Source organism: Rhodococcus sp. LW-XY12 (assembly GCF_019317345.1).
Taxonomy (GTDB): domain Bacteria; phylum Actinomycetota; class Actinomycetes; order Mycobacteriales; family Mycobacteriaceae; genus Rhodococcus; species Rhodococcus pyridinivorans.
The window spans coordinates 2,519,300-2,544,879 of the sequence record NZ_CP079225.1 but is presented as its reverse complement, the minus strand read 5'-3'; the positions used below and the strand labels follow the sequence as shown (position 1 = coordinate 2,544,879).

Genomic DNA, 25,580 nt, shown 5'->3' with positions numbered 1-25,580 from the left:
CGGAACCCGTCGTTCGAATGCGGTCACGATCTGTGCAGCCACACATCGACGCTGCCGAACCCCATGTTGTCCGCGCGACCGTCCCCGGTTGTATCCACCAGGAACCGCGGGGATGCCGATCGGTGCGCCACGATCCGGCGTTGTACCCGAAAATGTTGACGGCGAGCTGCGGCACCCATACGAGGTGCCCGCGAGTGAAGCCGCAGACAGTGAACGTGTTGCCCTTCATCAGGCACGGGACGCCACCTGCGGCCGCGCAGTTCTCGAGGTCGGAAAGACCGAAGATCGTGTGCGGTCAGTGGTTGAGATGTTGCAGCCGTTCGTGTTCCGACAGTCCACCCCACACTCCGTGCGGTTCGCCGCTGAGTATCGCGTGGGTGCGGCACTCGGCCAGCACCGGGCAGTTCGCGCAGATGCGCTTCGCGACGACCTCGCGCCGCCTGCGGATGTTCGGTGGTTCGCCCTCCGGGGCGAAGAAGAAGTACTCGTCGGAGGTCCGGCAGTTGGCATGCTGCTGCCATCCGAGTCGCGGCCGGACACGCTCGGTCAGCATGGTCATCCGACCATCACCACCTCCAGTGTGCGGGGGCCGTGCACGCCCTCGACGCGTTCGAGTTCGATGTCCGACGTCGCGGACGGTCCGCTGATCATCGTGATCGGCCGCTCCGGGACGAGCCGGGCCAGCGCTTCGGGCACTCCCACCTCGACGTCGCCCATCGCCACCACACACACGTGCAGGTCGGGGACCAGTGTCAGCGCGCGTCGCCCCTGGTCGGGGTTGCCGTCGAGGAAGATCGTGCCCGTCTCGGCGCAGGTGACCGCAGAGCCGGTGACGACCCCGTCGAGATCACCGAGGTCGGCTGCAGGTCGGTCGGTGGAGTCGACCACCACCTCGCCACCGAACTCCGCCATCCACGAGCGTTCCAGGCCCTCCGGGATCCCGACGCGGCGCACCCCGCGATCCGTGAGAATCTTCGCCAGCACGACGGGTAGATCCTCCGGCGTGCTCTGGTGCACGTGGGCCTTGTAGTCGACCAGTCGGTCGACCAACAGCTCACGGCGTTCGGCGTCCGGCAGGGTGCGTCCGAGACGGTAGTCGCGCGGTACCTCGACCGGTGCCGGCGGTGCCAGGGTCTGCGCCGAACGGATCCGGCCGAGAATCGCGTCGCGACTGCTCATCGCTGCTGTCCTTCCTCGCGTGCCTTCGCGAGCGCGGCACGTCCTTCGTCGGATGCCCACCATTGCCGGAAGGTCTGTTTCGGCGGGGCCGGCATGTCGCGGGCGTCTGTCCAGCCGGCCAGTGGACCGGGAAGATGGGTGATCTTTCCCTTTTTGCCGGCGAGGACGCGGCCGAGCCCGGCGGCCTTCTGCGCGGCCGTCCAGCGTCGTGAGGTCGACATGGCCAGCGAGGCGGCCTTCATCGCCGCGGCCTCGGGTCCGAAGCGGGCGTGTTCGACCTTCTGGTGGCGCAGTTCCACCAGCAACGAGGGGATGTCGATCTTGACGGGGCAGGCGTCGTAGCAGGCACCGCACAGGCTCGATGCGAACGGCAGGCTGGCGTTGGGGTCGTCGGGTTCGTCCATCCCGGCCAATTGCGGGCTGAGGACGGCGCCGATCGGGCCCGGATAGGTCGAGCCGTAGGCGTGGCCTCCGGTGCGCTCGTAGACCGGGCACACGTTCAGGCAGGCCGAGCAACGGATGCAGTGCAGTGCTTCACGTCCGATCTCGTCGGCGAGCGCGGCGGTGCGGCCGTTGTCCAGCAGTACGAGGTGGAATTCCTGCGGGCCGTCGCCGGGGGTGACACCGGTCCACATCGACGTGTAGGGATTCATGCGCTCTCCCGTCGACGAGCGCGGCAGCAGCTGCAGGAACACCTCGAGGTCGCGGAAGGTGGGCAGCAGCTTCTCGATACCCATGACGGTGATGAGCGTCTGCGGCAGCGTCAGGCACATGCGGCCGTTGCCCTCGGATTCGACGACGGCGAGGGTGCCGGTCTCGGCGATGCCGAAGTTCGCGCCCGACACCGCAACCGGCACCGTCATGAACTTGTGTCGCAAGAATTTTCGTGCCGCGGCTGCGAGATGACGGGGGTTGTCGTCGAGGTCGGGGTCGACGTCCGGCATCTCACGCAGGAAGATCTCGCGGATCTCGGCGCGGTTGCGGTGGATGGCAGGCACGAGGATGTGCGAGGGCTTGTCGTGGCCGAGCTGGACGATGAGCTCGGCGAGGTCGGTCTCGTAGGCCGCGATCCCTTGTTCCTCGAGGTGCTCGTTGAGTCCGATCTCCTGGGTGGCCATCGATTTGACCTTGATGACCTCGTCGGATCCCGTCTTCCGGATCAGGTCGGTGACGATGGCGTTGGCCTCGGCGGCGTCGGCCGCCCAGTGCACCACGCCGCCGCGCGCGGTCACCGCCTCCTCGAGCTGGGTGAGCAACTCCGGGAGGCGGTTGAGCACGTCGGTCTTGATGGCGGCGCCGGCGTCGCGCAGTTGCTCCCAGTCGGGCAGTTCCCCGGTGACGTCCAGTCGCTTGGCACGGATCGTGTGGGTGGCCTTGCCGATGTTGCGGCGCAACTGCGGGTTCGCGAGTTCCTGGTGCGCTGCGTCGGGAAACTTCCTGATGCCGCGCAGATTTCCGGATCCACGCGGCGGGACGACGGGCATACCGAGTGCGGTCACGCGGGCACTCCCTTGGGGGCGACAGCCGGTTCCACGGAGGCGAGGATCTCGGCGAGGTGGATGGTGCGGGTACCGGTGCGCAGTCGTGTGAGACCGCCACCGATGTGCATCAGGCACGACGAGTCGCCGGCGCTGCAGTATTCGGCACCGGTGGCGGCGACATTGTTCAGCTTGTCGGCGAGCATCGCGGTGGAGGTCTCGGCGTTCTTGATCGCGAAGGTGCCGCCGAATCCGCAGCACGAGTCGGCCTCGGGCAGTTCGACGAGGTCGATCTCGCGCACGGCCCGCAACAGCTGGAGCGGCTTCTCCCCCACTCGCAGCATCCGCAGCGAGTGGCAGGTGGGGTGATAGGTCACCCGGTGGGGGAAGTAGGCGCCGACGTCGGTGACGCCGAGGACGTCGACGAGGAATTCGGACAACTCGTACGTCTTGGCCTTGACGGTGTCGACCCGCCCGCACAACGACGCGGAACCGTAACGGGAGGCGACGATTTCGTGCTGGTGGCGAACGGATCCGACGCATGATCCGGAAGGGGCGACGACGGCGTCGATACTGGTGTCGTCGAAGGCGTCGACGTAGTTCTCGACGAGCGGCAGCGCGTCGGGTTGGTAACCCGTGTTGACGTGCATCTGGCCGCAGCAGGTCTGGCGTTCGGGGAAGACGACGTCGTGCCCGAGCCGGGTGAGGAGCAGGGCGGTGGCCGAAACGGCTTTCGGGAACATCGTGTCGCCGAGGCACGTCGCGAACAGGGCGATTCGCATGGAGATCTCCGCATCGAGGGTGTGGTCTGACCACATTGAACCACACGTTCCGGAGATGCGCCGCACATTTTCGGATATCGACCGCACATTCCGTCGGGGGGTCGACTGTGACGCGGACCATGGTGTACCTTCACGTGGTCTGACCACATCGGTCGAAATCACATCCGCCGCCGACAGCGGCGCAACCACAGGAGTTTCGTGTGGCAACCCGTATATCGGCGGTGACATTCACTCCCGCCACTGACGCCATCGCAGGCAGCCTCACCGCATCGGCTCTCGTGGGCCTTGCGCCGCTGCTGACATTCTTCGTCCTACTCGCCGGCTTCAAACTCAAGGCCTGGTATTCCGGACTCGGTGCCCTCGTCGTCGCGATCATCGGTTTCGACATGCCCGCGCCGCTGGCCGGCCTGTCCGCCCTGCAGGGCATCACCTTCGGGCTCTTCCCGGTGATGTGGATCGTGATCACCGCGATCTGGTTCTACGAACTCACCGTCGTCAGTGGCCGGTTCGAGGATCTGCGGCGCATCTTCAACTCGATCGGTCACGGCGACATGCGGATCCAGGCGATGCTCATCGCCTTCTGTTTCGGCGGCATGCTCGAAGCACTCGCCGGATTCGGCGCACCCGTCGCGATCACCGGCGCCATGCTCGTCACCCTCGGTATGCCCGCCCTGCGGGCCGCGGTCACGGTCCTGATCGCCAACACCGCACCGGTCGCCTTCGGCGCCATGGCCATCCCGATCACCACCGCCGGCGCCCTGACCGACATCCCCGCCACCGAGATCGCTGCCGTCGTCGGCCGTCAGACACCCGTCCTGGCGCTCTTCGTGCCGCTGTTGCTGCTCTTCCTCGTCGACGGTCGTCGCGGTGTCCGGCAGGCCTGGCCGATCGCACTGGTCACCGGCACGACCTTCGCACTCGCCCAGTTCTGGTGCTCGAGCCACTTCTCGTACGAACTCACCGATGTCGTCGCCTCGCTCGCCGGCCTCACCGCAGCCGTGCTCATGCTCCAGGTCTGGAAGCCGCGGACCCCCGAGGACCAACTATCACGCACCCGCACCCGCACCGATGCCGTCGCGGTCCAGGCCGGCAAGGAGGGACCCGGAGGCGCTCACGCTCCGCAGCGTCCCGTCGCCGACGAATCGCTGACCGCTTCGCGCGTCGTCATGGCCCTGTTCCCGTATCTACTGGTCATCACGGTGTTCGGTATCGCGAAGCTGTGGACCGTCGGTGTCGATCTGCCGGAGCGTCTCGCCGCCACCGACGTCAAGATCGAGTGGCCCGGCCTGTACGGCAATCTGATCACGGGCAACGGCGACGCATCGAGCAGCGCGGTCTACACGTTCTCGTGGCTGTCGTCGCCGGGAACACTGCTGCTGCTCAGCGGCGCGATCGTCACCCTCGTCTACGCACGGTGGGACAGCGGTGGCATGTTCCCGCTGACCGTCCGCCGGGCCGCGGCCACCTTCGGCACCACCGTCGTGAGGATGAAGCTCGCCATCGCCACGGTGGCCACCGTCCTGGGTCTGAGCTACGTGATGAATCAGTCCGGCCAAACCGTCGCGATCGGCACGTGGCTCGCCGGAACCGGCGCGATCTTCGCCCTGTTCTCCCCGATCCTCGGTTGGCTCGGCACCGCCGTCACAGGCTCGGACACCTCCGCCAACGCCCTGTTCGCCCGCCTGCAGCAGGCCGCCGGGCAGACCGCCGGCATCGACCCGACTCTGCTGGTCGCGGCGAACACCTCCGGTGGTGTGGTCGGCAAGCTGATCAGCCCGCAGAATCTCACCATCGCTGCCACCGCAGTCGATCGGCCGGGCAGCGAATCGGTGTTGCTGCGCAAGGTGATCGGCTACAGCGTCGCGATGCTCGTCATCCTCTGTGTGCTGGTCTACCTGCAGTCCACCCCGGTGTTGTCCTGGATGCTTCCCTGATCCGGAATCGACTAGGCTCTGAAGTCATGTCGTCGTCCGAGGGTCGTGCGTGGGAGCAGGTGCTCAACCACTTGGAGCAGATGCTGGTCACGGGAGAACTCGGCCCGGGCCAGCGTCTGCCCCCGGAGCGCACGCTCGCCGCACAACTCGGCGTCGGCCGGTCCTCTGTTCGTGAGGCGCTGCGGGTGATGGAAGCCCTCGGTCTGCTCAGCACCCACACCGGATCCGGGCCGAACGCCGGCGCGATGATCGTCTCGCGACCCACCGGCGGGATGTCGATGCTCATGCGCCTGCAGGTCGCCGCGCAGAACTTCCCGGTCTCCGACATCGTCCGCACGCGCCTGGTGCTCGAGACGGAAGTGATGCAGACTCTGGCCGACCGGACCCCGGCACCGGAACTCATCCAGGCCGAGGAACTCTTGGACGCGATGGACGATCCGGAGTTGGCCGCACCCGAGTTCCTGGTTCTCGATGCCCAGTTCCACGTCGCGATGGCCGACGCGGCGGGCAACCTCGTCGTCGCGGCGATGATGGCCGGTCTGCGCGACTCCATCGAGAGCTACGTCCTCGCGGGCGCACCAAGTACCGACTGGCCCATGACCTGCGTGCGGCTGCGTCACGAGCACCGTGGTCTCGTCGACGCGGTCCGCGCCGGCGATGCCACGCTCGCCCGCAAGCGCATCGTCGAGCACATCCGCGGTTACTACACTCAGAGTTTCGGCGCCGACGCGTTCTGACGTCCGACTCGGGCGATGTCCACCGAAGGGTCTGTGACCGGTTCGGGGACGCGTGTGGATCGTCGGCGATCGACCAGCACCGCGAATACCACGATGAGCAGCAGCGACCACCCCCAGGTAGGGCGCATGTACTCGGCATACCGTCCCGCCTCCACCCATCTGCCCGAGTACCATTCGTCGGCACTGAGGAAGCCGTACACCGCCAGCCAGGCCGGCCAGTTCCGCATCACGGACTGTGGGAGGACCACGCTCATGAGCAACGGGAACAGGAGCATCGAGTAGTACATCTGCCCGAGCGAACCGAGCAGGAACGACGCGGTCATCAGCACGCCGGCACCGGTGACGACGAAGAACACCTCGTCGTGCCGGTGGTAGCGGTGGAGCAGATACATCGTGGCCGCGGCGAGGAACGCGAAACCGATGCGCAGCGCGAGGATCAGTGGTTCGGGCAGACCGTAGTAGGTGCCATTGCCGGTGATCGAACTGTTGAAGTAGTCGCGGGACTGCAACAGATACGGAACGGTGCGTTCGACGAACTGCCACGGATCCGCAGCCCACGGCCACGCCAATGCGGTGAGCCCGACCGGCACCAATGCGGCGGTCAGGAGAACCTTGCTCTGGCGGCGCAGCACGGGAAGCAACAGCAACGGCGCGAGAATCGGTTTGATCGCGAAGGTCACCCCGATCGCCGCGCCCGCCCAGAGGTCCCGCCGCGCCAGCAACAACGTCAGGAACGCCACCTGGCCGAGCAGGATCACCCCGTTGATGTTGGTGAACACCAGGGTGTTGATCACCGATTCGGACGCGAAGGCGACCGTCACCGCGATCGGGAACACCGTCGATCGCGCCGTGTACCCGAACATCCGCACGACGAGATACACGGCGACGAGGACGGCCGCCGCGTTGACCCCGATGAACGCCCATCGCGAGAGTTCGTGTTCGAGGACCGCGAACGGTGCGATCAGCAGCGAACCCGACGGCGGGTAGAGGTAGTGCGGGTCGACGTGTTCGTACGTCGCTGTGTAGACCGGTTCACGGTTCCAGAAGGCGACGGCTGCGCGGTAGACGCCAGTGAAGTCGTCCGTGCGCGCACCGTCCACGGCGCGGATCACCGTGCGATGGACAACGAGCATCACGGCGACCGGCCAGAAGACACACTTCAGCAGAGCCTGCGGTGACCGCACGGTCGGCTGGACCCACCACGGCCCACCGTCCCGACCGCGATCCGAGCTCTCGCTCATCGCTGATAAACGTCGGGAATCCCGTCGCCGTCCTCGTCGACCCGCTCGGCTGCCGTGATCCTGCGGTAGGCACGGTTACGGGCGACGAGAACAGTCGAGGCCAGAGCGGCGCTGAGCAACGATCCGCACAGCACGGCCACCTTCACGTGATCGGCTGCGACGGTGCCTGCACCGTAAGCGAGGTCGCCGATGAGCAGGGACACCGTGAAGCCGATACCGCCGAGCAGGGACACACCCAGCACGTCCACCCAACTCAGCTCGTCGTCGAGATGTGCTCGGGTGAAGCGCGCCACCAGGTAGCTGACCCCGAAGATTCCGACGACCTTGCCGACGACCAGACCGGCGATCACCCCGGCGGAGATGGGATCGGTGAGGGCGTTCGCCAGGCCGGTGAATCCGCCGACGGTGACGCCGGCGGCGAAGAAGGCGAAGACCGGCACGGCAATTCCGGCGGACAGCGGCCGGATCCGGTGTTCGACGTGCTCGGCGAGCGGAATCGTGCGGTCCCCCACCTGCCGGGCGACGGGAACCGCGAAGCCGAGCAGTACACCGGCGATGGTCGCGTGCACACCGGATTCGTGGACCAGCCACCAGGTCACCGCCGCCAACGACGCCAGGAGCCACCAGGCACCGAAGCCGCGTCGGAGCGCGATGCCGAACAGCGCCAACGGGATCAGCGCCCCGCCCAGGTAGAGCAGGTTCACCTCGTCGGTGTAGAAGACCGCGATCACGGTCACGGCGAGCAGGTCGTCGACCACGGCGAGGGTGAGCAGGAACGTTCGCAGCGCTGACGGGAGATGACTACCGATGACGGCGAGAATCGCTACGGCGAACGCGATGTCGGTGGCCGTCGGGACCGCCCATCCGTTCAACGCGTCGGCGCCACCACGAAGATTGATGACGGCGAAGATCACGGCCGGGACGATCATGCCGCCCAGGGCGGCGGTCACCGGCATGGCGGCACGCCGCAGGTCCCGCAGACTGCCTTCGACGAATTCCCGTTTGAGCTCGACGCCGACGACGAAGAAGAACACGGCGAGCAGTCCGTCGGCCGCCCAGGTGCCCAGGGACAGGTCCAGGTGCCATGACGCCGGACCGATACGGGTCTCCCGCAGGGCGTGGTAGGAATCCGACCATCCGGTGTTCGCCCAGATCAATGCGATGACGGCGCCGATGAGCAGCAGGACACCGCCGACGGTCTCCTTGCGGAGGATCTCCGTCACACGGCGTGTGTCCTGCCATGTTCCGCGAGAGAGGAAAGGGACTCCGGAGAAGATGTTCGGCATCACAGGTCCTCGGAATTCTCGACGGCACGCGGTACGCGAACGTGGACCGGCTGGGTCGGATGCACCCGATCCGCATGGGCGGCAGTATGTTCCGATCCTCGGAGTGGAATCGGATACCGAAAACTAGGGCATCCCTGCGATTTCGGTGTCGGACGCCGACACGCAGCAGGGAGGCCGATGCGACCTCCGGCGCTGCGGTGGGCATGCCTCGCGAGAGTGCCGCTCACTGCGCCGGCTGCAGAGCTCGGGCGCGACGGGTGGCGACGGGACAGACGGGTACAGACACGGGTCCTCCGGTTCGACGACGTAATTCCTTCTGCCGACCAGACTTCCCGGCGCACCGAGATCGACCATACCGCATCGGGTCAGTTCGACGCGGTGCCCGTCACGTTCTCCTCGGGAGCGACCCGAACGGCGACCGTGGGTTCGTTCGTACCCGCATCCGGCGAGACGACGGTGGGATCGACGACGAGCACAGGCACATGAGAGTGCCCGATGAGGTATTCGGCGACGCTACCGAGCATCCGGGAGGACATGCCTCGTCCGCGGCGCCCCACGACGAGAACGTCGGCGTGATGTTCCTCGGCGAACCAACCCAGGCATCGACCGGCCGGGCCGGCGAGGACGGCATATCCCACCGAAATATCACCCATCGATTCGACGGCCTGCTCGAGTCGTCGTCGCACCGTGGCGAGAAGTTCGGAGTCGGGATCGCCGGCGTCGTCGTAGGAGATCACGACGACGAGTTCGAGCACTCCACCGGCGGGGCCGAACAGTCGTCGCGCCGCATCCAGCGCATGCTTGGCCTCGGTGGATCCGTCGTAGCCGACCATCACGCGAAGTCCGCCCTCGTCGACCTCCCCGGCGTGCTGCCGGGCCACCGTCGTCACTTCGACGGACCGGGGAACACGCTCGATGCGCTCGAAGGCGATGGGGACGAACAGCGGTCCGAGGATGACGGCGATGATCGTCCAGCGAGGGTCGTGGCCTCGACGTGCCATCCACAGACCGGTCACGAGTCCTGACAGCACCCATACGACGAGGAAGGCGACGAAGACTGCCCAGTTCATGGCGTGCCCCCAGATGCGTGCGCCGAGAAGAGGTGTACCGCTGCGTTCATGTCATCCTCCGGGGTCGTCGAAGAAACCTGTTCCCGCCGACCAGTCTTCCCGGCACACCAGGGGAGACGATACCCGACCCGGCCGCGTGATCTCACCCGTTGTTCCGACAGGTCTGCGCGCGGAGGACGTCGCCGCGAGGTCGCCCCCCGTCAGCGTCGCGCCGGGCCCCCTGCGGCATCCGTCCGATCACCGTCCTGCAACTGCCGGATGGCGTCGACCAGCGGTGCGAGGACGGGTTCGGCCGCGGCTTCGTCGAGCGCCTCCCGCAGGGCGGTGTTGTGGGTGGGCCGGGCCTCTTCGAGCAGGTTCCGCCCGGCAGCGGTGACGTCGGTGTAGATGCCGCGGCGATCGGTGGGACACAGATAGCGCGAGAGCAACCCACGATCCTCGAGCCGGGTGACCAGCCGCGTCGTCGCGCTCTGACTGAGGACCACAGCGTCGGCGACCTGGCGCATCTGCAGGTGCCCGCCCTCCCCGTCGTGCTGACGGTTGAGCACGTCCAGCAGCGAATATTCGCGCACGCTCAACTCGTGGCCGGACTGCAGAGCGCTCTCGATCCGGTTCTCGATTCGCCCGTGCAGGAGCGACAGCGCCGACCAACTGTTGGCCAACGCAGTCATCGACGGGTCCGTGGCGGTCATGGTCGGCTCCTGGGTCGGCTCGTACGAACAGGTGACGCAGACGGCATGCCGACGTCGCCACATCGCTCACTATACCCGCGCTTGCAGTTAGTCGGCGTCTGCAATTATTGTCTACGCCAGTAAAGCGCGTCTGCGTCGCTTCTCGATCGAAGGATCGTTCTCATGCCACTCGCCCTGCTGGCCCTGGCCATCGGTGCCTTCGGAATCGGCACCACCGAGTTCGTGATCATGGGGTTGCTCCCCCAGGTCGGATCGGATCTCGGAGTGTCGATCCCCACCGCCGGATATCTCGTCACCGGCTACGCCCTCGGCGTCATGATCGGCGCCCCGATCATGACGGCGCTCGGCACCAGGATCTCCCGTAAGAACATGTTGATGCTGCTCATGGGCCTGTTCGTCCTGGGCAATGCCGTCTCTGCCCTCGCGCCCACCTTCGCCGTCATGCTGATCGGCCGCGTGGTCGCCTCCCTCGCTCATGGAGCGTTCTTCGGCATCGGCTCGGTGGTCGCCGCGGAGCTGGTGGCACCGCAGAAGAAGGCCGCTGCCATCTCCCTGATGTTCACCGGACTGACGGTGACCAATGTCGTCGGCGTCCCACTGGGTACCTTCGTCGGCCACACCGCGGGCTGGCGGGCGACGTTCCTGGTCGTCGCCGCGCTCGGCGTCGTCGGTCTCGTGGGCGTCGCGAAACTCGTCCCCGACGTCCCCCGACCCGAGGGCGTCCGGCTGCGTCACGAGATCGCGGCGTTCAAGAACGTCCAGGTCGTGCTGGCCATGACCATGACGGTCCTCGGCTTCGGGGGCGTGTTCGCCGCGATCACCTACATCGCACCGATCCTGACCGATGTCGGCGGTTTCGCCGAGTCCTCCGTTCCCTGGCTGATGGCCGTGTTCGGAACCGGCATGATGGTCGGCAACCTCGTCGGGGGACATTTCGCCGACCGCAATCTCATGCCGATGCTCTACACCGCCCTGGCCGGTCTGGCCGTGGTGCTCGGTCTGTTCACCTTCCTGGCCTCCGACAAAACCGTGTCCGTCGCGGCGGTCTTCCTGATCGGCGCTCTCGGTTTCGCGACCGTCCCGCCCCTGCAGAAGCACGTCCTCGACCATGCGCACGACGCCCCGACCCTGGCGTCCGCCGCCAACATCGGTGCCTTCAATCTCGGCAACGCTCTGGCCGCCTGGCTCGGCGGCATGGTGATATCCGCCGGATTCGGGTACACGGCACCCAACGCCGTCGGGGCCCTCCTGGCCGCGTCCGCCCTTCTCCCGGCGGTCCTGTCCCACCGACTACAGCGAAAGGACGATCACGCCAACGCAACTCACCCATCCATGGAAGCTGACCTCCACAGCACCTCCCGTGCTGCCGTCGACCCCGTCCGTCTCTGATCCCGAACTACGCGAACACCCCCGAAGGAGCACCCTCTCGTGACATCGTCCACGATCCCCACCGTCACCCTGAACAACGGCGTCGAGATCCCCCAGCTCGGCTTCGGCGTCTTCCAGATCCCCGAGGACGAGACCACCGCGGCCGTCAGCGCCGCACTCGAGACCGGCTACCGCCACATCGACACCGCCGCGGCCTACGGCAACGAGGCCGGCGTCGGCCGCGCGCTGGCGGACTCCGGACTGTCCCGCGACGAACTGTTCATCACGACGAAGGTGTGGAATTCCGATCAGGGTTACGACGCCACTCTCCGCGCCTTCGACACCAGCCTTGCCGCGCTCGGCCTCGATCGTCTCGACCTCTACCTGATCCACTGGCCGACCCCGGCCCGCGATCTCTATGCCGACACCTGGCGTGCGCTCGAACGCCTCGTCGAGGAAGGACGCCTCCGCGCCGCGGGCGTGTCGAACTTCCAGCCCGCCCATCTCCAGCGCCTGCTGGACGGCAGCTCGCTCGTCCCGACGATCAACCAGATCGAATTGCACCCCGGTCTGCAGCAGAGCGAACTGCGCGCCTTCCACGCCGAGCACGGCATCGCCACCGAGGCGTGGAGCCCGCTCGCCCAGGGCGCCGTGCTGGACGACGAGGCGATCACGTCGATCGCCGGACGCACCGGCAAGTCGCCGGCCCAGGTGGTGCTGCGCTGGCATCTGCAGCTCGGCAACGTCGTCATCCCCAAGTCCGTCACGCCGTCCCGGATCCGGGAGAACTTCGAGGTCTTCGACTTCGAGCTGACCGACGAGGACATGTCGACCATCGCCGGTGCCGATCGCGATCTGCGCACCGGACCTCATCCGGACGAGTTCAACTGACAGACCTCGCGGCTCCGGACGGATCCACCGCCCGGAGCCGGTAAGGCGCTCGAAGAGCTGCGTTCAGGTGTACTCGACGGTCATCCTGTCGATGCTCCCGTCGAACGGGAACGGTGCCCGGTCGAAATAGTCGAGCGAGACCGGTGAACCCAGGCAGGTGCCGATGTCCAGGCAGTCGTTGGCCGTGAACAGCAACGGCGCACTGACCGGCACGACGGTCTCCCCCACCGACTGCCCGTCGACGGACATTCGGACGTTCAGCGGACCACCGGGGCGCGCTTCGGCGTACTTGGTGACCACCTCGACGAGGTGGTGTCCCGGTGCGACGCGGCTCGCCGAACGCATCTTCGTCCGCATCAGGATGAACAGGTTGTACTCGTAGCAGAGGTAGCCGTCGTCCGCGAAGCACGTCAGGCCACCACCGTTGGCACCCAGCGCATATAGGACGCCGTGCGCCCGCTCCGGGAAGGTCACCTCGATGCAGACCCGGTTGTTCTTGTTTCCCAGTGCAGGAGCACAGAATTCGGGCATACGGGTGACGTCGCCGGTGAAATCCCAACTCGTGTACGGCGTGGTGATGCGTTGTTCCGGATGGATTGCCGCGACCCAGAGGCCCCCGCCGATGGGAAGGGCGTTGTTCTTGGCCGCTTCGATCGCGAACATCTCCCGCATCTGGGCCAACTTCTCGGGGTACTGCTCGGCGAGGTCGCGGTTCTGCGTCCAGTCCTCGTCGAGGTTGTAGAGCTCCCAGGTGTCGTCGTCCGGGCTCCAATCGCGGATTCCGCCGGGCAGGCCGGGCAGCCACGGTGCGCGGGGCCCGAAGGCCGACGCCATCCATCCGTCGTGGTAGATCGCTCGGCTGCCCATGACCTCGAAGTACTGGGTGAGTTTGCCCGCCGGCGCGTCACGGTCCACGAAGGTCCGGGCGAAACCGGCGCCGTCGATCGGATCCTGCGGAATCCCGTTGACGGTCCGCGGCGGTGTGATGCCCAGTAGCTCGTAGAAAGTCGGTACCAGGTCGTTGCAGTGCAGGAACTGGGTGCGTGGGGTGCGCTCCGGCGTGATGCGCGCAGGCCAGCGCACCACCATGGGATTGCGGGTTCCCCCGAGATGGGACGCGAGGAGCTTCATGCCCTTGTAGGGCGTGCTTCCGGCCCAGGCCCATCCCGCGTGGTACATGTTGTCCGTCTTCGGCGAGCCGAGAACATCGAGTCCGCCGAGTTCGTCGAGCGCCGCGATGTGCTGGGCCGTCGTCGTGGGGATCCCGTTCTGCGCGAGCAGTTCGCTGATGGTGCCGTTCTGGCCCTCACCGGACGAACCGTTGTCGCCCCAGATGTAGAAGACCAGGGTGTTGTCGCGGTAGCCCAGCCGGTCGAGTTCGTCGAACAACCGCCCCACCTGGACGTCGCAGTGTTCGGCGTATCCGGCCGCGACCTCCATGAGGCGTCGCTGGAAGGGCTTCTCGTCGTCGGGGATGTCGTCCCAGGCCGTCATGGTGGGATGCCGCTCGGTGAGTTCGGCCTCCGGTGGGATCCAGCCCTTCTCCTTGGCCCGCTCGCACACCCGCTCGCGGTATGCGTCCCATCCGTCGTCGAACTTGCCTGCATACCGGTCGGCCCACGGCTTCATGATGTGGTGCGGCCCGTGCAGACAACCGCTGGCCCAGTACATGAAGAACGGCCGGGACGGATCGAGCGCCTTGTGGCGGCGCAACCAGCCGATCGCGTCGTCGGCGAGGTCCTCACTGAGGTGGTAGCCCTCCTCGGGAGTCTTCGGGGGCAGGACGACGGTGGTGTTGCGGACGAGGTTCGGCTCGTACTGCGACGCCTCGCCGGCGAGGAAACCGTAGAAGTAGTCGAAACCGACTCCGGTGGGCCAGTTGTCGAAGGGACCCGCTGCGGTGGTCTCCTCCGCAGGGGTGTTGTGCCACTTGCCGAAAGCCGCTGCGGTGTACCCGTAGTGGCGCAGCACCTCTGCTCCGGTGGCGCTCGACTTCGGGATGTGCCCGGAATAGCCGTCCCAGTCGTTGGCGAGTTCGGCGATCTGCCCGTTCCCGACGCGGTGATGGTTGCGCCCGGTCAACAACGATGCGCGGGTGGGCGAGCACATCGCCGTGGTGTGGAAACGGTTGTAGCTGATGCCTTCGTCGAGCAAGCGGTCGAGCGTGGGTGTGTTCACCTCGCCGCCGAATGCGCTCGGCAGACCGGGACCCGCGTCGTCGATGAGGACGACGAGGATGTTCGGGGCGTCATCGGGAAGGCGACGGTGCTGTGTGCGTGGGCTGTAGACCGATTCCTGCATGGTCCGTCCTGCGATGCTTCCCGACGGCACCGGTGGGAACGGCAGAGTTCCTCCGCCCGGGATCGGATCCGGACGCAGATCCTGGCTCATGGTGGATGCCTCTTCTCACCCCATCCGTTCCCAGTACACCACCGGTATCGGGCCGCACACACCCCTGATCAGGGTGAAACCTGCCCTGTTACGGGCGAATGATGCAGCGGAATCCGATATGGCACGTCGCGGTCTCCTCGGTGTCACCTTGACGGGCCGCGGGTCGGTACCGCAGGCAGTAGTTCGGGGCGCACAGATGCGATCCGCCCTTGATGACACGGCGCGGATACGCCTCGCGCGGATCGTGTTCGGCCGTGTCGACGCGGGGGTTCGTCGGGATGCAGCACGACGACGCCGGCGCGACGTTCTTGCCGCTCGAAGCATGGTTGGCGGTGAAGTAGTCGGCGGTCCACTCCCACACGTTGCCCGCCGTGTCGTGGAGACCGTACCCGTTCGGCCGGAAGTGTCCGACAGGTGAGGTTCCGGCAAATCCGTCCGTTTCGAGGTTCTGCCACGGGAATTCGCCCTGCCAGACGTTCCCGCCGGGCCGGCCCTTCGGTTCGTGCTCGTCGCCCCATGTGAAGGCCGTGCGGTCGAGTCCGCCGCGGGCGGCGAACTCCCATTCGGCCTCGGTCGGCAGTTCCTTGCCGGCCCACTCGGCGTAGGCGCGGGCATCGAACCACGACACGTGGGTGACGGGATGGCGTTCCCGCCCGCCGACGGTGCTCCCCGTCCCTTCGGGATGACGCCAGTTCGCGCCCGGGACGAACGACCACCACCTCGTGTAGTCATCGAGCGGTACCGGCCCCGGAGGCGGCGTGAACACGAGCGAGCCGGGCGCGAGCAGGGACGGATCGGCGCCCGGATAATCGGCGGGGTCCGGCGCGACCTCCGCGGTGGTGACGTATCCGGTGTCCTTCACGAAGCGCCGGAACTCGGCGACGGTCACCGGGTGCGTGTCCATCCAGAACCCGTCGACCGTCACCTGGTGGACCGGTCGCTCCTCCGGATAGAAATCCTCCGACCCCATCCAGAACATGCCTCCGGCGATGAGAGTCATGTTCTGTGTCGCAGCACGCGTCATGACGTCAGCCTCGCACGGCCCGGGTCGGGGCGCGAGGGACGCACCGACGCGACGAGACCGCGCATTCACCGGTCCCGTCCCTGCCCCGTACCGCAGACTCGGGATATGCCCTCCACGACGACGGAACTGTCCCCGATGCTGGCGACCCTCGGTCCGCCGCCGACCGGGAACTGGGCGTTCGAGATGAAATGGGACGGCCAGCGCACCCTCGCCACGGTGACCGACGGGCAGTGCCGGCTGACCAGCCGCATCGGCAACGACATCACCCGGAGCTTCCCCGAACTCCCCCACCCGCTCACCACTGCGACGGACGGCCGGGACTGCATCGTCGACGGCGAGATCGTCACCCTCGATTCCGAAGGGCGGCCGTCCTTCGCCCGGTTGCAGCGCCGCATGCACGTCCACCGTCCCACCGAGGAGCTACGCGCCGAGCTGCCGGTGCTGATCTACCTGTTCGACGTCCTCGCTCTCGACGGAGAGTCCACGACGGAGTTGTCCTATCTGGAGCGCCGGGCCGTCCTCGACGATCTGATCGTCCCCGGACCGCGGGTTCAGCTGTCGCCCTACTGGACCGATGTCGACGCACCGACCATGCTCACGGTCGCGCGCGAACACGGCCTCGAAGGGATCGTCGCCAAGGACCCGGACGCACCGTATCTACCCGGGACCCGCAGCGACGGCTGGATCAAGACGCCGCTGCGTCGGAACACCGAGGTGGTCGTCGTCGGGTGGCTCCCCGGATCCGGCAAGGCTGCCGGCGGCATCGGTTCGCTGCTCCTCGGAGCGCACGACGACGAGGAACGGTTGGTGTTCATCGGCCGGGTCGGGACGGGATTCACCGCCGCGACCCGACGTGAGCTGCGATCGCAGCTGCGTCCCTTGGAACGACCGACGACCCCACTGGCGGTTGCGCCGCCGGCACGGGAGACCCACGGCGCCCACTGGGTGGAGCCCATCCTCGTCGGAGAGGTCGAGTACCGGGAGTACGCGGGCGGAAGCCTGCGGCATCCGAGCTGGCGAGGACTACGCACCGACAAGACGGTGCCGGAGGTCGATCTCCCCGGCCGACACTGACCTTCCGGTTACCGTGAGGCGCATGGACCTCCGTCGCAGTGTCGCCGATGCCCGAGTGGCCCGCCTCGCCACCGCCGACGGATCGGGCGCGCCGCACCTCGTTCCGATCGTGTTCGCGCTCGACAGCGACGTGATCCACACGTGCGTCGACGACAAACCCAAATCCACCCGGCGCCTACGTCGCCTCGCCGACATCGCAGAGAACCCGCGGGTGTGCGTGCTCGTCGACCATTACAGCGACGACTGGTCGCAGCTGTGGTGGGTCCGCATCGACGGCATCGCCACGGTCCACGACGCCGATACTCCCGAGGGAACTGCGGGCATCGACGCACTCGTCCGCAAGTACCCGCAGTACCGAGCGAAACGACCACCGGGACCGGTGATCACCATCGACAGGCTGCGCTGGCGGTCCTGGTCCGCGTGAGCAGCTAACGATCCAGCGCGAGCATCGCCTCGGCGATCTCGTCGACCGCCGCGACGGGGATCGCGGTGCCGGCATCGTCCAGGACGAGCAACCGCGCTCCCAGGATCTCGCGTGCGATGGCTTCTCCGTTGCCGACGGGGAAGAACGGATCCCGGCGACCGTGCACGACGAGAGTCGGGACGTCGACCTCGGGCAAGCGTTCTCGCCAGCGGGGCGTGCAATCGAGCCTGGAGAAGACCGTTCCGAGCTGATTCGCGGACTGGACCGACGGCTCGTCGTTCGGGGTGCGGTCCCAGATGCGCCCGGCAACCACGCGCGCGGCGTCCGGATCGTTGCCGAGGACCGCGGCGCCGGTAGCCGCGAACTCCGCCACGGCCGTGCGATCGGCCCAGTCGGGCATCGGGAGCGCGAACACCCGCTTCATCGTCGCCGCGTCGTGATCGGGAAGGTCGGGATCGCACGGGCCCGGTGCTACCGGACGTGTCCCGACCAAAGTCAGTGCCCGGAATGCGTCGGGATGGTCGAGCACGGCGACTTGGGCGACCATGCCGCCGACGCCGATACCCGCGAGATGCGCCGGCCTGCCATCGAGCGCGTCGACGAGGGCTGCCGCATCGTCGGCGAGGTCGCGCAGGGTGTAGCCGGGCGCGTCCGGGTCCTTCGTCGTCGACTCCCCACAATCCCGCAGGTCGTATCGCACGACACGACGCCCACCCGCGGCGAGCCGTGTGCACAGTTCGTCGGGCCACGAGAGCATCGTCGTGCCGCCGACGAGCAGGACGAGTGGTGCGTCATCGTCGCCGAAGAACTCGACGCCGAGGTCGACCCCGTTGGCGCTGATGGTGGTCATGACTCGCTCGAGCTTCCGGTGTGCAAGGTCGAGTCCTCGTAGCGGGTGCCGTCGAGCCGCGGTCGATGTCCCATGGTCTCGTCTCCTTCTCGATCGGGTTCCGTCTTGTCCGAATTTGCGTGAACGAAGTCCACGACAGTGGCCACGAGTGGTGGCGTTGAAAGGACAGACCGGAGCAACTCCTCGATCTCATCGGTCCGGCCGTCGAGGTCTACAGAACCGACCGGCCATATGGCATCGCGTATCGACCTCGAGTCGACTCGAGGTGCTGTCCGCACACCGACACTCCTGGAGGAACCGTGATCGCTCTCGGACCACAACTCATCGGCCCCACCGAGAAGACTCTCAACGCTCTGCTCCACGACACCACCTACGCACCGGACACTGCGGAGGTCGTCGATTCCCTGATCGCTCGGGGCCTGATCCGCTACGACCGGCTCAGCGAATCCGGACGAGAAACCGTGGCAAGGATCGAACATCGCATCGAGGAGCTGACGTCCGGTATCTGGGAGGCCGTCTATCCGGCCGACCGTGTCGCCGCGGAACGTGCGCTGAACACTGTGCTCGACCGTGCCCGAGCGGTCCTTGTGAGTCGGTAGTTGTCAGCGCATCAGTCCTGTCGATTGCCGCGAGCGAGGCACCTTCTCGACGAGTTTGCAGGACGGCTCGTCGACGTCGAGAGCCACGATCGAGATCGTCCTGGGTGTGCTGTTGTCGGTCGTCGGTGTCCGGCAATGGCGCAGTCGCCGCGCCGAACACGACGCTCCGGCCTCAATGGCTTACCGATAAGATGTAACCTGCAGCACTCGACGTCCGTCAACCGTTGACTTTCCGTCCCGCATGACCCATGCGGGCACAGGCACCGTCGGGTCACCTCCTCCGCTCGAGCGTCGGGCCCTTCGAGGGTGCCTTCCACCTTGGCACGCCCGCACTACCCGCAGGGCAGATACCAGGGCGCGGCAGCGGTCAGTTCACATGGGCGCGCAGCACATCCACCACCCGCCGGACCGCCGGTGCCGGGTTGTCGCGGCGCCACGCGAGCGCGATCGGCAGCACCGGACTGTTCCGCAGCGGGACGTATCGCACGCCCGTCACGGTGATGTCGGTGGTCGACGCGACGACGACCGCTACCCCCACCCCGGCTCCGACGAGGGCCAGCAGGCTGTAGGGATCCGGCGCCTCCCGGGCGATCACCGGGGTGAATCCGGCGGAGTGACACACCGTGAAGGTCATCTCCCGCACGCTCGACCCGTGGGCGGCGGGATACACGACGAACCGCTCGCCGGTCAGATCGGCGGCATCGAGTTCCTCCCGCGCTGCCAGCCGATGGTCGGCCGGCAGCGCGACCATGAGCGATTCGTGCCGCACCGTCTCGGTGGCGACGTCCCGGGGCACCGGGAGGCCGACGATCCCCATGTCGAGCAGTCCCTGCGAGACCAGATCGAGCACTTCCCCCGTGTAGGTCTGCGGACGCAGATCCAGCTCGATGCCGGGACAACGCTCCTCGAGCAGCCGGGTCAGCTGCGAGATCACCGTGTACCCGCTCGCGCCGCCGAACCCGACACTCACCACCCCGGTGACACCCGAGGCCGTCGACCGCACGACGGTCCGGGCGATCTCGATCTGGGCGGCGATCACGCGTGCGGGTCCGAGCAGCGATTCACCGGCCGCGGTGAGTTGCACCGAGCGGGTCGTGCGGGCGAACAGCTCGGCGCCGAGTTCGCGTTCGAGCGCACGGATCGTCTGACTGAGCGGCGACTGGGCGATGTGCAGTCGCTCCGCTGCGCGTCCGAAGTGCAACTCCTCGGCCACCGCCAGAAAGGCCTGCAGTTGCCGAAGTTCCATGCCGACCTCCATTTTATCGTTTGATCTACACAATCGTGCTCGATTAGGTCTTGGACTTTACACGGTTGCGCCGGTGATAGTGATCCACGACTCATTCATCCGCGGACCGAGTCCGCTCGACGCCCTCGGAAGTGCAGCGTGAATACTTCTCCAGAGCACACCGCGACCCCGCCGCCACGTCCGATGCACGACACCCGGGCAGCGCGCCGCGCCGGTGTGACCGCCTTCGTCGGCACCACCATCGAATGGTTCGACTTCTACATCTACGGCACGGCCTCGGCACTCGTTCTCGGGGCATTGTTCTTCCCCGACGCCTCCCCCGCGGTCGGCACACTTGCGGCCTTCGCGACCTTCGCCGTGGGGTTCATCGCCCGCCCCCTCGGCGGCATCGTCTTCGGCCACTTCGGCGACCGCTTCGGACGCAAGAACGCCGTCATCATCACCCTCGCCCTCATGGGCCTCGGCACCGTCGGCGTCGGCCTGCTGCCCACCTACGACCGGATCGGGATCTGGGCACCCGTCCTTCTCGTCCTTCTTCGAGTGCTGCAGGGCATCGCGATGGGCGGCGAATGGGGCGGAGCGGTCCTCATCGCCACCGAATTCGCCCCACCCGGCAAGAAAGTTCTCTACGGCGCGTTCGCGCAGCAGGGTTCGCCGGTGGGCAATCTCCTCGCCACCCTTGCCTTTCTCGGTCTCACCGCGATGTCCGACGCGACCTTCGAGAACTGGGGCTGGCGTATTCCGTTCCTGGCGTCCGCCGCGCTGGTGATCGTCGCCCTCTACATCCGCGTGCGGATCCAGGAGACGCCCGAGATGCGCGTCGCCGCGGCCGCCCAGGAACGCACGAAACTGCCGCTCGTCGAGGTCCTGCGCTCCCATCCGGCGTCGCTGCTCCTCGGTGTCGGTGCCGTGGTGGCGGGTGTCGCGATCACCTACGTCAAGACGACCTTCGCCCTCGCCTGGGCCACCACCGATCTCGGGTTAACCCGATCGGACTTTCTGCTCGTGATCACCCTCGCGCTGGTCGCGCAGGTGCTCGTCCAACCCTTCGGGGCGGTTCTCGCCACCAGGATCGACGCGCGACGGGCGGTGCTGTGGATGCTCGGACCCGAACTCGTCGTCCTGCCACTGATGTTCGTGCTGATCCGCACCGGCTCGCTCACCTGGGCGATCATCGGCATGGTGCTCGCCACCGCGCCGCACGCGATGTATTACTCGGCGCTGGCCGGCATCCTCGCGCAGGTCTTCCCCACCCACGTGCGCTACACCGGCATCTCGTTGTCGTACCAGATCTCGACGGCGATCTTCGCCGGCACCGCACCGATGGCGAGCCAGTTCCTTCTCAACCGCACCGACTCGATATGGCCGGTCGTCGGCCTCGGGATCGGGTACGTGCTGCTCTCCCTGGTCTGCATGACCGCCCTGCTCAAACGCTCACCGACCACCACCGAGCCCGACAAACCACGCTCCGCACCCGCCCGGACGACGGCCGACGCCTCCTGACACGAACGGACGACGATGAACTACGCCCATACCGACCCGGCCCTGCATGCGGTACTCGACCGCTGGATCTCCGACGCCGACCGGCCGCTCACCGACCGTCTCCTCGATCGTCTGGGTGCCGACGCCGCCAACCGTCTCGACGCGCTCGCGGCCATCGCGAACGCCCATCCGCCGGTGCTGCACCAGTACGACCCCGACGGCGAACGGATCGACCGCATCGAGTACCACCCCGCCTATCTCGAACTGTGCCGCGCCGCCTACAGCGAGTACGGCCTCTCGGCACTGTCGCACCGCCCGATCCACGGTTGGACGGACACACCCCCGCATCTCGTCAAGTACCTGGCGTCGTATCTGTTCGTGCAGGCCGAGTTCGGCCTCGCCTGCCCGGTGTCGATGACCGATGCCGCCGCGCGCACCCTGCGGATGTTCGGCGACCCCGAGGTGTTCGGTCCGTGGATCGACGGCCTGACTTCCACCGATCCGGCCACCGCCCTGACCGGGGCGATGTTCATGACCGAGACCCAGGCCGGAACGGACATCGCGAAGACCGAGACCTGCGCCGAATTCGACGGCACCGCATGGAGATTGACCGGTCGAAAGTGGTTCGCCTCCAACCCGGACGCCGACGTCGTGATCACCCTGGCCCGGTTCCCCGGCGGCGACGAGAACTCGACCCGCGGGGTGGGAATGTTCATGCTGCCCAAGCAACTTCCCGACGGCAGCCGGAACTCGTACACGATCGACCGGCTCAAGGACAAGCTCGGCACGCGATCGATGCCCAGTGGTGAGATCACCCTGCACAGCGCGTACGCGCTGCAGGTCGGCGACCTCGACCGTGGATTCCGGCAGATGACGGAGATGCTCAACACCTCCCGCCTGTCGAACGCGATGCGCTCGAGCGCCCTGATCCGGCGTGCCGTGCGCGACGCCGTCGCTCACACGAGGGAACGGGAGGTCTTCGGGAGGTCCCTGTTCGATCAACCGCTCATGCGCGCCACCCTGCTGCCGCTGCTGCTCGACGCCGAGGCCGCGCTCGCACTCGTCGCCTACAGCGGTGCGACCCTCGACCGTGCCGACAAGGACGACGAGCAGGCCCGCGGTGTCGTCCGGATCCTTACGCCCGTCGCCAAGCACTACATCTGCAAACGTGCCCGCACCGTCACCGGTGAGGCGATGGAGATCCGGGGTGGCAGCGGCTATATCGAGGACCGCGTGTTCGCCCGCCTCGTCCGCGACTCGCTTCTCGGATCGATCTGGGAGGGTTCGAGCAACGTCATCGCGCTCGACGTACTGCGGTCCATGCGCAAGAGCGGCGCGCACCGGGTCCTCGCCGACGCGCAGCGCACCCTGCTCGACGCGGCGCATCCGGAATGCGCCCCGGCGGTCGCGGCACTGCGGGAACGCTGGAATGCACTCGAGGCGCGCGGCGAGGACCTGCTCGCCGGCGACGACACGCACGCGCAGACCCGCTGCGCGATCTACACCGACGATCTCGCACGGACGGTGATGGCGACCCTGCTCGTGGACTTGGCGTCGCACCGCATCGAGCGCGGTCTCGGCCACCGGTCGCTGCTCGTCGCCCACGCCTACCTGGACGGCCTGGCCGGTGAGCCGAATGCCGTCGCTCTCGACCACCTCGCCGCGATCACCGACGGCACCGACGTCGACCCGTCCGTCGCGGCCGCCGCGGCCGCCGCCGATGCGGCACCGACTGCACTGACAGGAGCCCGCTCATGAGCACGAATCCCACCGGCCCCGCCCCGCTCGCCGGCGTCAAGGTCCTCGACCTGTCGAAAATCCTCGCCGGACCGTACGCGACCATGTCGTTCGCCGACCTCGGCGCCGATGTCACCAAGGTCGAGCACCCCGACGGTGGCGACCCCACCCGGGTGTGGGGGCCGCCCTTCGTCGGCGACGACGCCACCTATTACCTCGCGGTCAACCGCGGCAAGAAGTCGGTGACCATCGACCTCAAGTCCGAGGAAGGGCAGCGGATCGTGCACCGGATGCTCGCCGACGCCGACGTCGTGGTCGAGAACTTCAAGCCGGGCAGCGGTCTGCAGAAGATCTTCGACTACCGCGCCCTGTCCGAGCAGTATCCGCACCTGATCGTGCTGCACATCTCGGCCTTCGGTGACGAGGGCCCGCTGGCCGACCAGCCCGGTTACGACATGGTCGCCCAGGCCGCAGGCGGTCTGATGTCGCTGACCGGGGAACCGAACGGCGCGCCGATGAAGGCCGGCTACGCGATGGGCGATCTCGGTGCGGCCCTGTTCGGGGTCATCGGGGTGCTCGCCGCGCTGGTCGAACGCGCTCGCACCGGTCGCGGCCAGTACGTCACCACGTCGTTGCTCGAATGCCAGCTGGCGATGCACGTCAACTGGGCCACGAACTACTTCGCCACCCGGGAGCGCCCGCACGCCCTGGGCTCCGCGCACCCCAATCTCGCGCCCTACCAGGCGTATCCGGCGAACGACGGTTATTTCGTCATCGCGGTCGGGAACGACGGATTGTGGGAGAAGCTGTGCACGGCACTGGAAAGACCGGAACTTGCGACCGATGTGCGGTTCCTCCGCAATCGTGATCGCATCGAGCATCGCAGCGAACTCGACGAGGTCCTCACCGCGGCGTTCGCGACCGGGACGGTGCAGCACTGGTGCCGCATCCTGGAAGACCACGGCGTGCCGGTCTCCCCCATCCGGCATCTCGACGAGATCTACAGCGATCCGCACACCGCCGCGATCGGCATGGTCGGCACCGTCGACCATGCGTCCGGGCCTCTCGAACAGATCGCTTTCCCGGTCAATTTCGGAGGGGTACGACCGCCGCTGCGGTCGGCGCCACCGCTGCACGGGGAACACACCGACGAGATCCTTACGGGATATCAGGAGGTCTCCGTTCCGTCCTAGCGACGAACGTCTCGAATGTCGCTGACCTGCGGCCGTTTCCGATCGATCGGAGACGGCCGCAGCGCTGTTCGGACCCGAACCGGAGCGGAGACATCTCGGTCCGGGGGTTGTCGCGTTCACTCAGTGCGGCAGCACTTCTGAGGTCGACGCGTCCGGATTTCTCCGCGATACGCGGGGGTAACGTCCGCGAAACAAGAGCCGCGCATGATCGGCATCGATTGCACGACCGCCGACTCGCACGAAAGAACGATACATGCAGCTGACTCCCGCCGACACCGAGAAACTCCTTCTGGCCGTCGCCGGCATGGTGGCGCGCGACCGGCGGGACCGCGGCGTCCGACTGAACTATCCCGAAGCCGTTGCCCTGTTGTCCACCTGGGTGATCGAACGGGCACGCGAAGGCGCCGATGTCGCCGACCTCATGGTGAAGGGCCGCGAGGTCCTCGCCCGCGACGAGGTCATGGGCGGTGTCGCCGAGATGTTGACCGACGTGCAGGTCGAGGCCACTTTCCCGGACGGACGCAAGCTCGTCACGATCCACCACCCGATTTCCTGAAAGGAGCCCGACATGGCATCCGGACCGACTTCGGGACCCGGAGCGATTCGCGTCGCCGAGGGCTCCCTCACTCTCAACGCGGATCGCTCCGACGACGAGCGCATCACCCTTGTCTTCCTCAACACCGGTGACCGTCCCATCCAGATCGGATCGCACATCCACCTGCCGGACGCGAACGCGGCCCTCGAATTCGACCGCGAACGCGCGCAGGGCTTCCGCCTGGACATCCCGTCGGGGACCTCGCAGCGATTCGAACCCGGCAGCAGCCGCGAACTGGACGCCGTCGCCCTGCGCGGGCGACGCGTCGTACCCGGCATCCAGGTGCGGAAGCAGGAGGACTGAGAAC

Annotated in this window: 24 protein-coding genes; 12 read left to right on the top strand and 12 right to left on the bottom strand. The window is 67.1% G+C overall.

Going from position 1 to position 25,580, the window contains the following annotated elements; translation table 11 throughout:
• Positions 1 to 295 precede the first annotated feature (295 nt).
• From KXC42_RS11960 to KXC42_RS11945, 4 genes are read right to left on the bottom strand one after another with little or no spacing between them, the layout of a single operon-like run.
• On the bottom strand, positions 296 to 559 hold the full coding sequence (locus KXC42_RS11960) for a WhiB family transcriptional regulator (protein ID WP_006552065.1): 264 nt from the start codon (positions 557 to 559) through the stop codon (positions 296 to 298).
• Positions 556 to 1,179, bottom strand: coding sequence for an LUD domain-containing protein (locus tag KXC42_RS11955; protein WP_006552064.1), 624 nt, complete (start codon positions 1,177 to 1,179; stop codon positions 556 to 558). Before KXC42_RS11955 ends, KXC42_RS11960 begins: the two co-directional genes overlap by 4 nt.
• Positions 1,176 to 2,678 carry a LutB/LldF family L-lactate oxidation iron-sulfur protein gene (locus KXC42_RS11950; RefSeq protein ID WP_006552063.1) on the bottom strand — a complete coding sequence of 501 codons (1,503 nt, stop codon included), beginning with the start codon at positions 2,676 to 2,678 and terminating at the stop codon, positions 1,176 to 1,178. The genes KXC42_RS11955 and KXC42_RS11950 overlap by 4 nt, the downstream gene beginning before the upstream one ends.
• On the bottom strand, positions 2,675 to 3,439 hold the full coding sequence (locus KXC42_RS11945; protein ID WP_024100947.1) for a (Fe-S)-binding protein: 765 nt from the start codon (positions 3,437 to 3,439) through the stop codon (positions 2,675 to 2,677). Before KXC42_RS11945 ends, KXC42_RS11950 begins: the two co-directional genes overlap by 4 nt.
• A gap of 200 nt (positions 3,440 to 3,639) precedes the next feature.
• On the opposite strand from KXC42_RS11945, the gene KXC42_RS11940 reads away from it, so the two are divergent.
• Both KXC42_RS11940 and KXC42_RS11935 read left to right on the top strand, forming a co-directional pair.
• Complete coding sequence (locus KXC42_RS11940) at positions 3,640 to 5,373, top strand: L-lactate permease (RefSeq protein WP_219130389.1); 1,734 nt, start codon at positions 3,640 to 3,642, stop codon at positions 5,371 to 5,373.
• A gap of 26 nt (positions 5,374 to 5,399) precedes the next feature.
• Positions 5,400 to 6,110 carry a FadR/GntR family transcriptional regulator gene (locus KXC42_RS11935; RefSeq protein WP_006552060.1) on the top strand — a complete coding sequence of 237 codons (711 nt, stop codon included), beginning with the start codon at positions 5,400 to 5,402 and terminating at the stop codon, positions 6,108 to 6,110.
• Here the strand turns inward: KXC42_RS11935 and KXC42_RS11930 are convergent.
• The 4 genes from KXC42_RS11930 to KXC42_RS11915 all read right to left on the bottom strand — a co-directional run bounded on the left by KXC42_RS11930 (position 6,083) and on the right by KXC42_RS11915 (position 10,399).
• Entirely contained in the window at positions 6,083 to 7,351 is a 1,269-nt protein-coding gene (locus KXC42_RS11930) for a glycosyltransferase family 87 protein (RefSeq protein ID WP_039587294.1), read from the bottom strand. The genes KXC42_RS11935 and KXC42_RS11930 overlap by 28 nt on opposite strands.
• A complete protein-coding gene (nhaA, locus tag KXC42_RS11925; RefSeq protein WP_218959120.1) occupies positions 7,348 to 8,574 on the bottom strand; it encodes a Na+/H+ antiporter NhaA in 1,227 nt (408 codons plus the stop codon). Before nhaA ends, KXC42_RS11930 begins: the two co-directional genes overlap by 4 nt.
• Before the next feature lie 428 nt (positions 8,575 to 9,002).
• A complete protein-coding gene (locus tag KXC42_RS11920; RefSeq protein WP_033098170.1) occupies positions 9,003 to 9,707 on the bottom strand; it encodes a universal stress protein in 705 nt (234 codons plus the stop codon).
• Between the two features lie 200 nt (positions 9,708 to 9,907).
• The gene (locus KXC42_RS11915; protein WP_033098169.1) at positions 9,908 to 10,399 is read right to left on the bottom strand and encodes a MarR family winged helix-turn-helix transcriptional regulator; all 492 of its coding nucleotides are present in this window, start codon (positions 10,397 to 10,399) and stop codon (positions 9,908 to 9,910) included.
• Between the two features lie 162 nt (positions 10,400 to 10,561).
• On the opposite strand from KXC42_RS11915, the gene KXC42_RS11910 reads away from it, so the two are divergent.
• Complete coding sequence (locus KXC42_RS11910) at positions 10,562 to 11,788, top strand: MFS transporter (protein WP_219130388.1); 1,227 nt, start codon at positions 10,562 to 10,564, stop codon at positions 11,786 to 11,788.
• 39 nt (positions 11,789 to 11,827) lie between these two features.
• A complete protein-coding gene (locus KXC42_RS11905; protein ID WP_006552054.1) occupies positions 11,828 to 12,658 on the top strand; it encodes an aldo/keto reductase in 831 nt (276 codons plus the stop codon).
• A 63-nt stretch (positions 12,659 to 12,721) separates the two neighbouring features.
• On the opposite strand, the gene KXC42_RS11900 is transcribed toward KXC42_RS11905, so the two are convergent.
• Both KXC42_RS11900 and KXC42_RS11895 read right to left on the bottom strand, forming a co-directional pair.
• Positions 12,722 to 15,049: an arylsulfatase gene (locus KXC42_RS11900; RefSeq protein ID WP_219130387.1), complete on the bottom strand. Its 2,328-nt coding sequence runs from the start codon at positions 15,047 to 15,049 to the stop codon at positions 12,722 to 12,724.
• Positions 15,050 to 15,137: 88 nt separating this feature from the next.
• Positions 15,138 to 16,073, bottom strand: coding sequence for a formylglycine-generating enzyme family protein (locus KXC42_RS11895; protein ID WP_219130386.1), 936 nt, complete (start codon positions 16,071 to 16,073; stop codon positions 15,138 to 15,140).
• Between the two features lie 105 nt (positions 16,074 to 16,178).
• Here KXC42_RS11895 and ligD point away from each other — a divergent pair, with 105 nt between their 5' ends.
• Complete coding sequence (ligD, locus tag KXC42_RS11890) at positions 16,179 to 17,147, top strand: non-homologous end-joining DNA ligase (RefSeq protein ID WP_094980483.1); 969 nt, start codon at positions 16,179 to 16,181, stop codon at positions 17,145 to 17,147.
• A gap of 22 nt (positions 17,148 to 17,169) precedes the next feature.
• The gene (locus KXC42_RS11885) at positions 17,170 to 17,571 is read left to right on the top strand and encodes a TIGR03668 family PPOX class F420-dependent oxidoreductase (protein WP_219130385.1); all 402 of its coding nucleotides are present in this window, start codon (positions 17,170 to 17,172) and stop codon (positions 17,569 to 17,571) included.
• Positions 17,572 to 17,575: 4 nt separating this feature from the next.
• Here the strand turns inward: KXC42_RS11885 and KXC42_RS11880 are convergent, their stop codons facing one another.
• Positions 17,576 to 18,421, bottom strand: coding sequence for an alpha/beta fold hydrolase (locus KXC42_RS11880; RefSeq protein WP_006552049.1), 846 nt, complete (start codon positions 18,419 to 18,421; stop codon positions 17,576 to 17,578).
• Between the two features lie 299 nt (positions 18,422 to 18,720).
• Between KXC42_RS11880 and KXC42_RS11875 the strand changes: the two genes are divergently transcribed.
• Positions 18,721 to 19,020: a hypothetical protein gene (locus KXC42_RS11875; protein WP_006552048.1), complete on the top strand. Its 300-nt coding sequence runs from the start codon at positions 18,721 to 18,723 to the stop codon at positions 19,018 to 19,020.
• Positions 19,021 to 19,387: 367 nt separating this feature from the next.
• Here KXC42_RS11875 and KXC42_RS11870 read toward each other — a convergent pair whose 3' ends face one another.
• Positions 19,388 to 20,266, bottom strand: a complete 879-nt coding sequence (locus tag KXC42_RS11870) for a LysR family transcriptional regulator (RefSeq protein ID WP_219130384.1) — start codon at positions 20,264 to 20,266, stop codon at positions 19,388 to 19,390.
• A 183-nt stretch (positions 20,267 to 20,449) separates the two neighbouring features.
• Between KXC42_RS11870 and KXC42_RS11865 the strand changes: the two genes are divergently transcribed.
• The 5 genes from KXC42_RS11865 to ureB all read left to right on the top strand — a co-directional run bounded on the left by KXC42_RS11865 (position 20,450) and on the right by ureB (position 25,576).
• On the top strand, positions 20,450 to 21,769 hold the full coding sequence (locus tag KXC42_RS11865) for an MFS transporter (protein WP_257606175.1): 1,320 nt from the start codon (positions 20,450 to 20,452) through the stop codon (positions 21,767 to 21,769).
• Positions 21,770 to 21,784: 15 nt separating this feature from the next.
• The gene (locus KXC42_RS11860) at positions 21,785 to 23,506 is read left to right on the top strand and encodes an acyl-CoA dehydrogenase family protein (RefSeq protein WP_219130383.1); all 1,722 of its coding nucleotides are present in this window, start codon (positions 21,785 to 21,787) and stop codon (positions 23,504 to 23,506) included.
• Positions 23,503 to 24,678, top strand: coding sequence for a CaiB/BaiF CoA-transferase family protein (locus tag KXC42_RS11855; protein WP_219130382.1), 1,176 nt, complete (start codon positions 23,503 to 23,505; stop codon positions 24,676 to 24,678). The genes KXC42_RS11860 and KXC42_RS11855 overlap by 4 nt, the downstream gene beginning before the upstream one ends.
• A 253-nt stretch (positions 24,679 to 24,931) precedes the next feature.
• Complete coding sequence (locus KXC42_RS11850) at positions 24,932 to 25,234, top strand: urease subunit gamma (RefSeq protein ID WP_006552043.1); 303 nt, start codon at positions 24,932 to 24,934, stop codon at positions 25,232 to 25,234.
• A 12-nt stretch (positions 25,235 to 25,246) separates the two neighbouring features.
• Complete coding sequence (gene ureB / locus KXC42_RS11845) at positions 25,247 to 25,576, top strand: urease subunit beta (RefSeq protein WP_024100932.1); 330 nt, start codon at positions 25,247 to 25,249, stop codon at positions 25,574 to 25,576.
• The last annotated feature ends 4 nt before the right edge of the window (positions 25,577 to 25,580 follow it).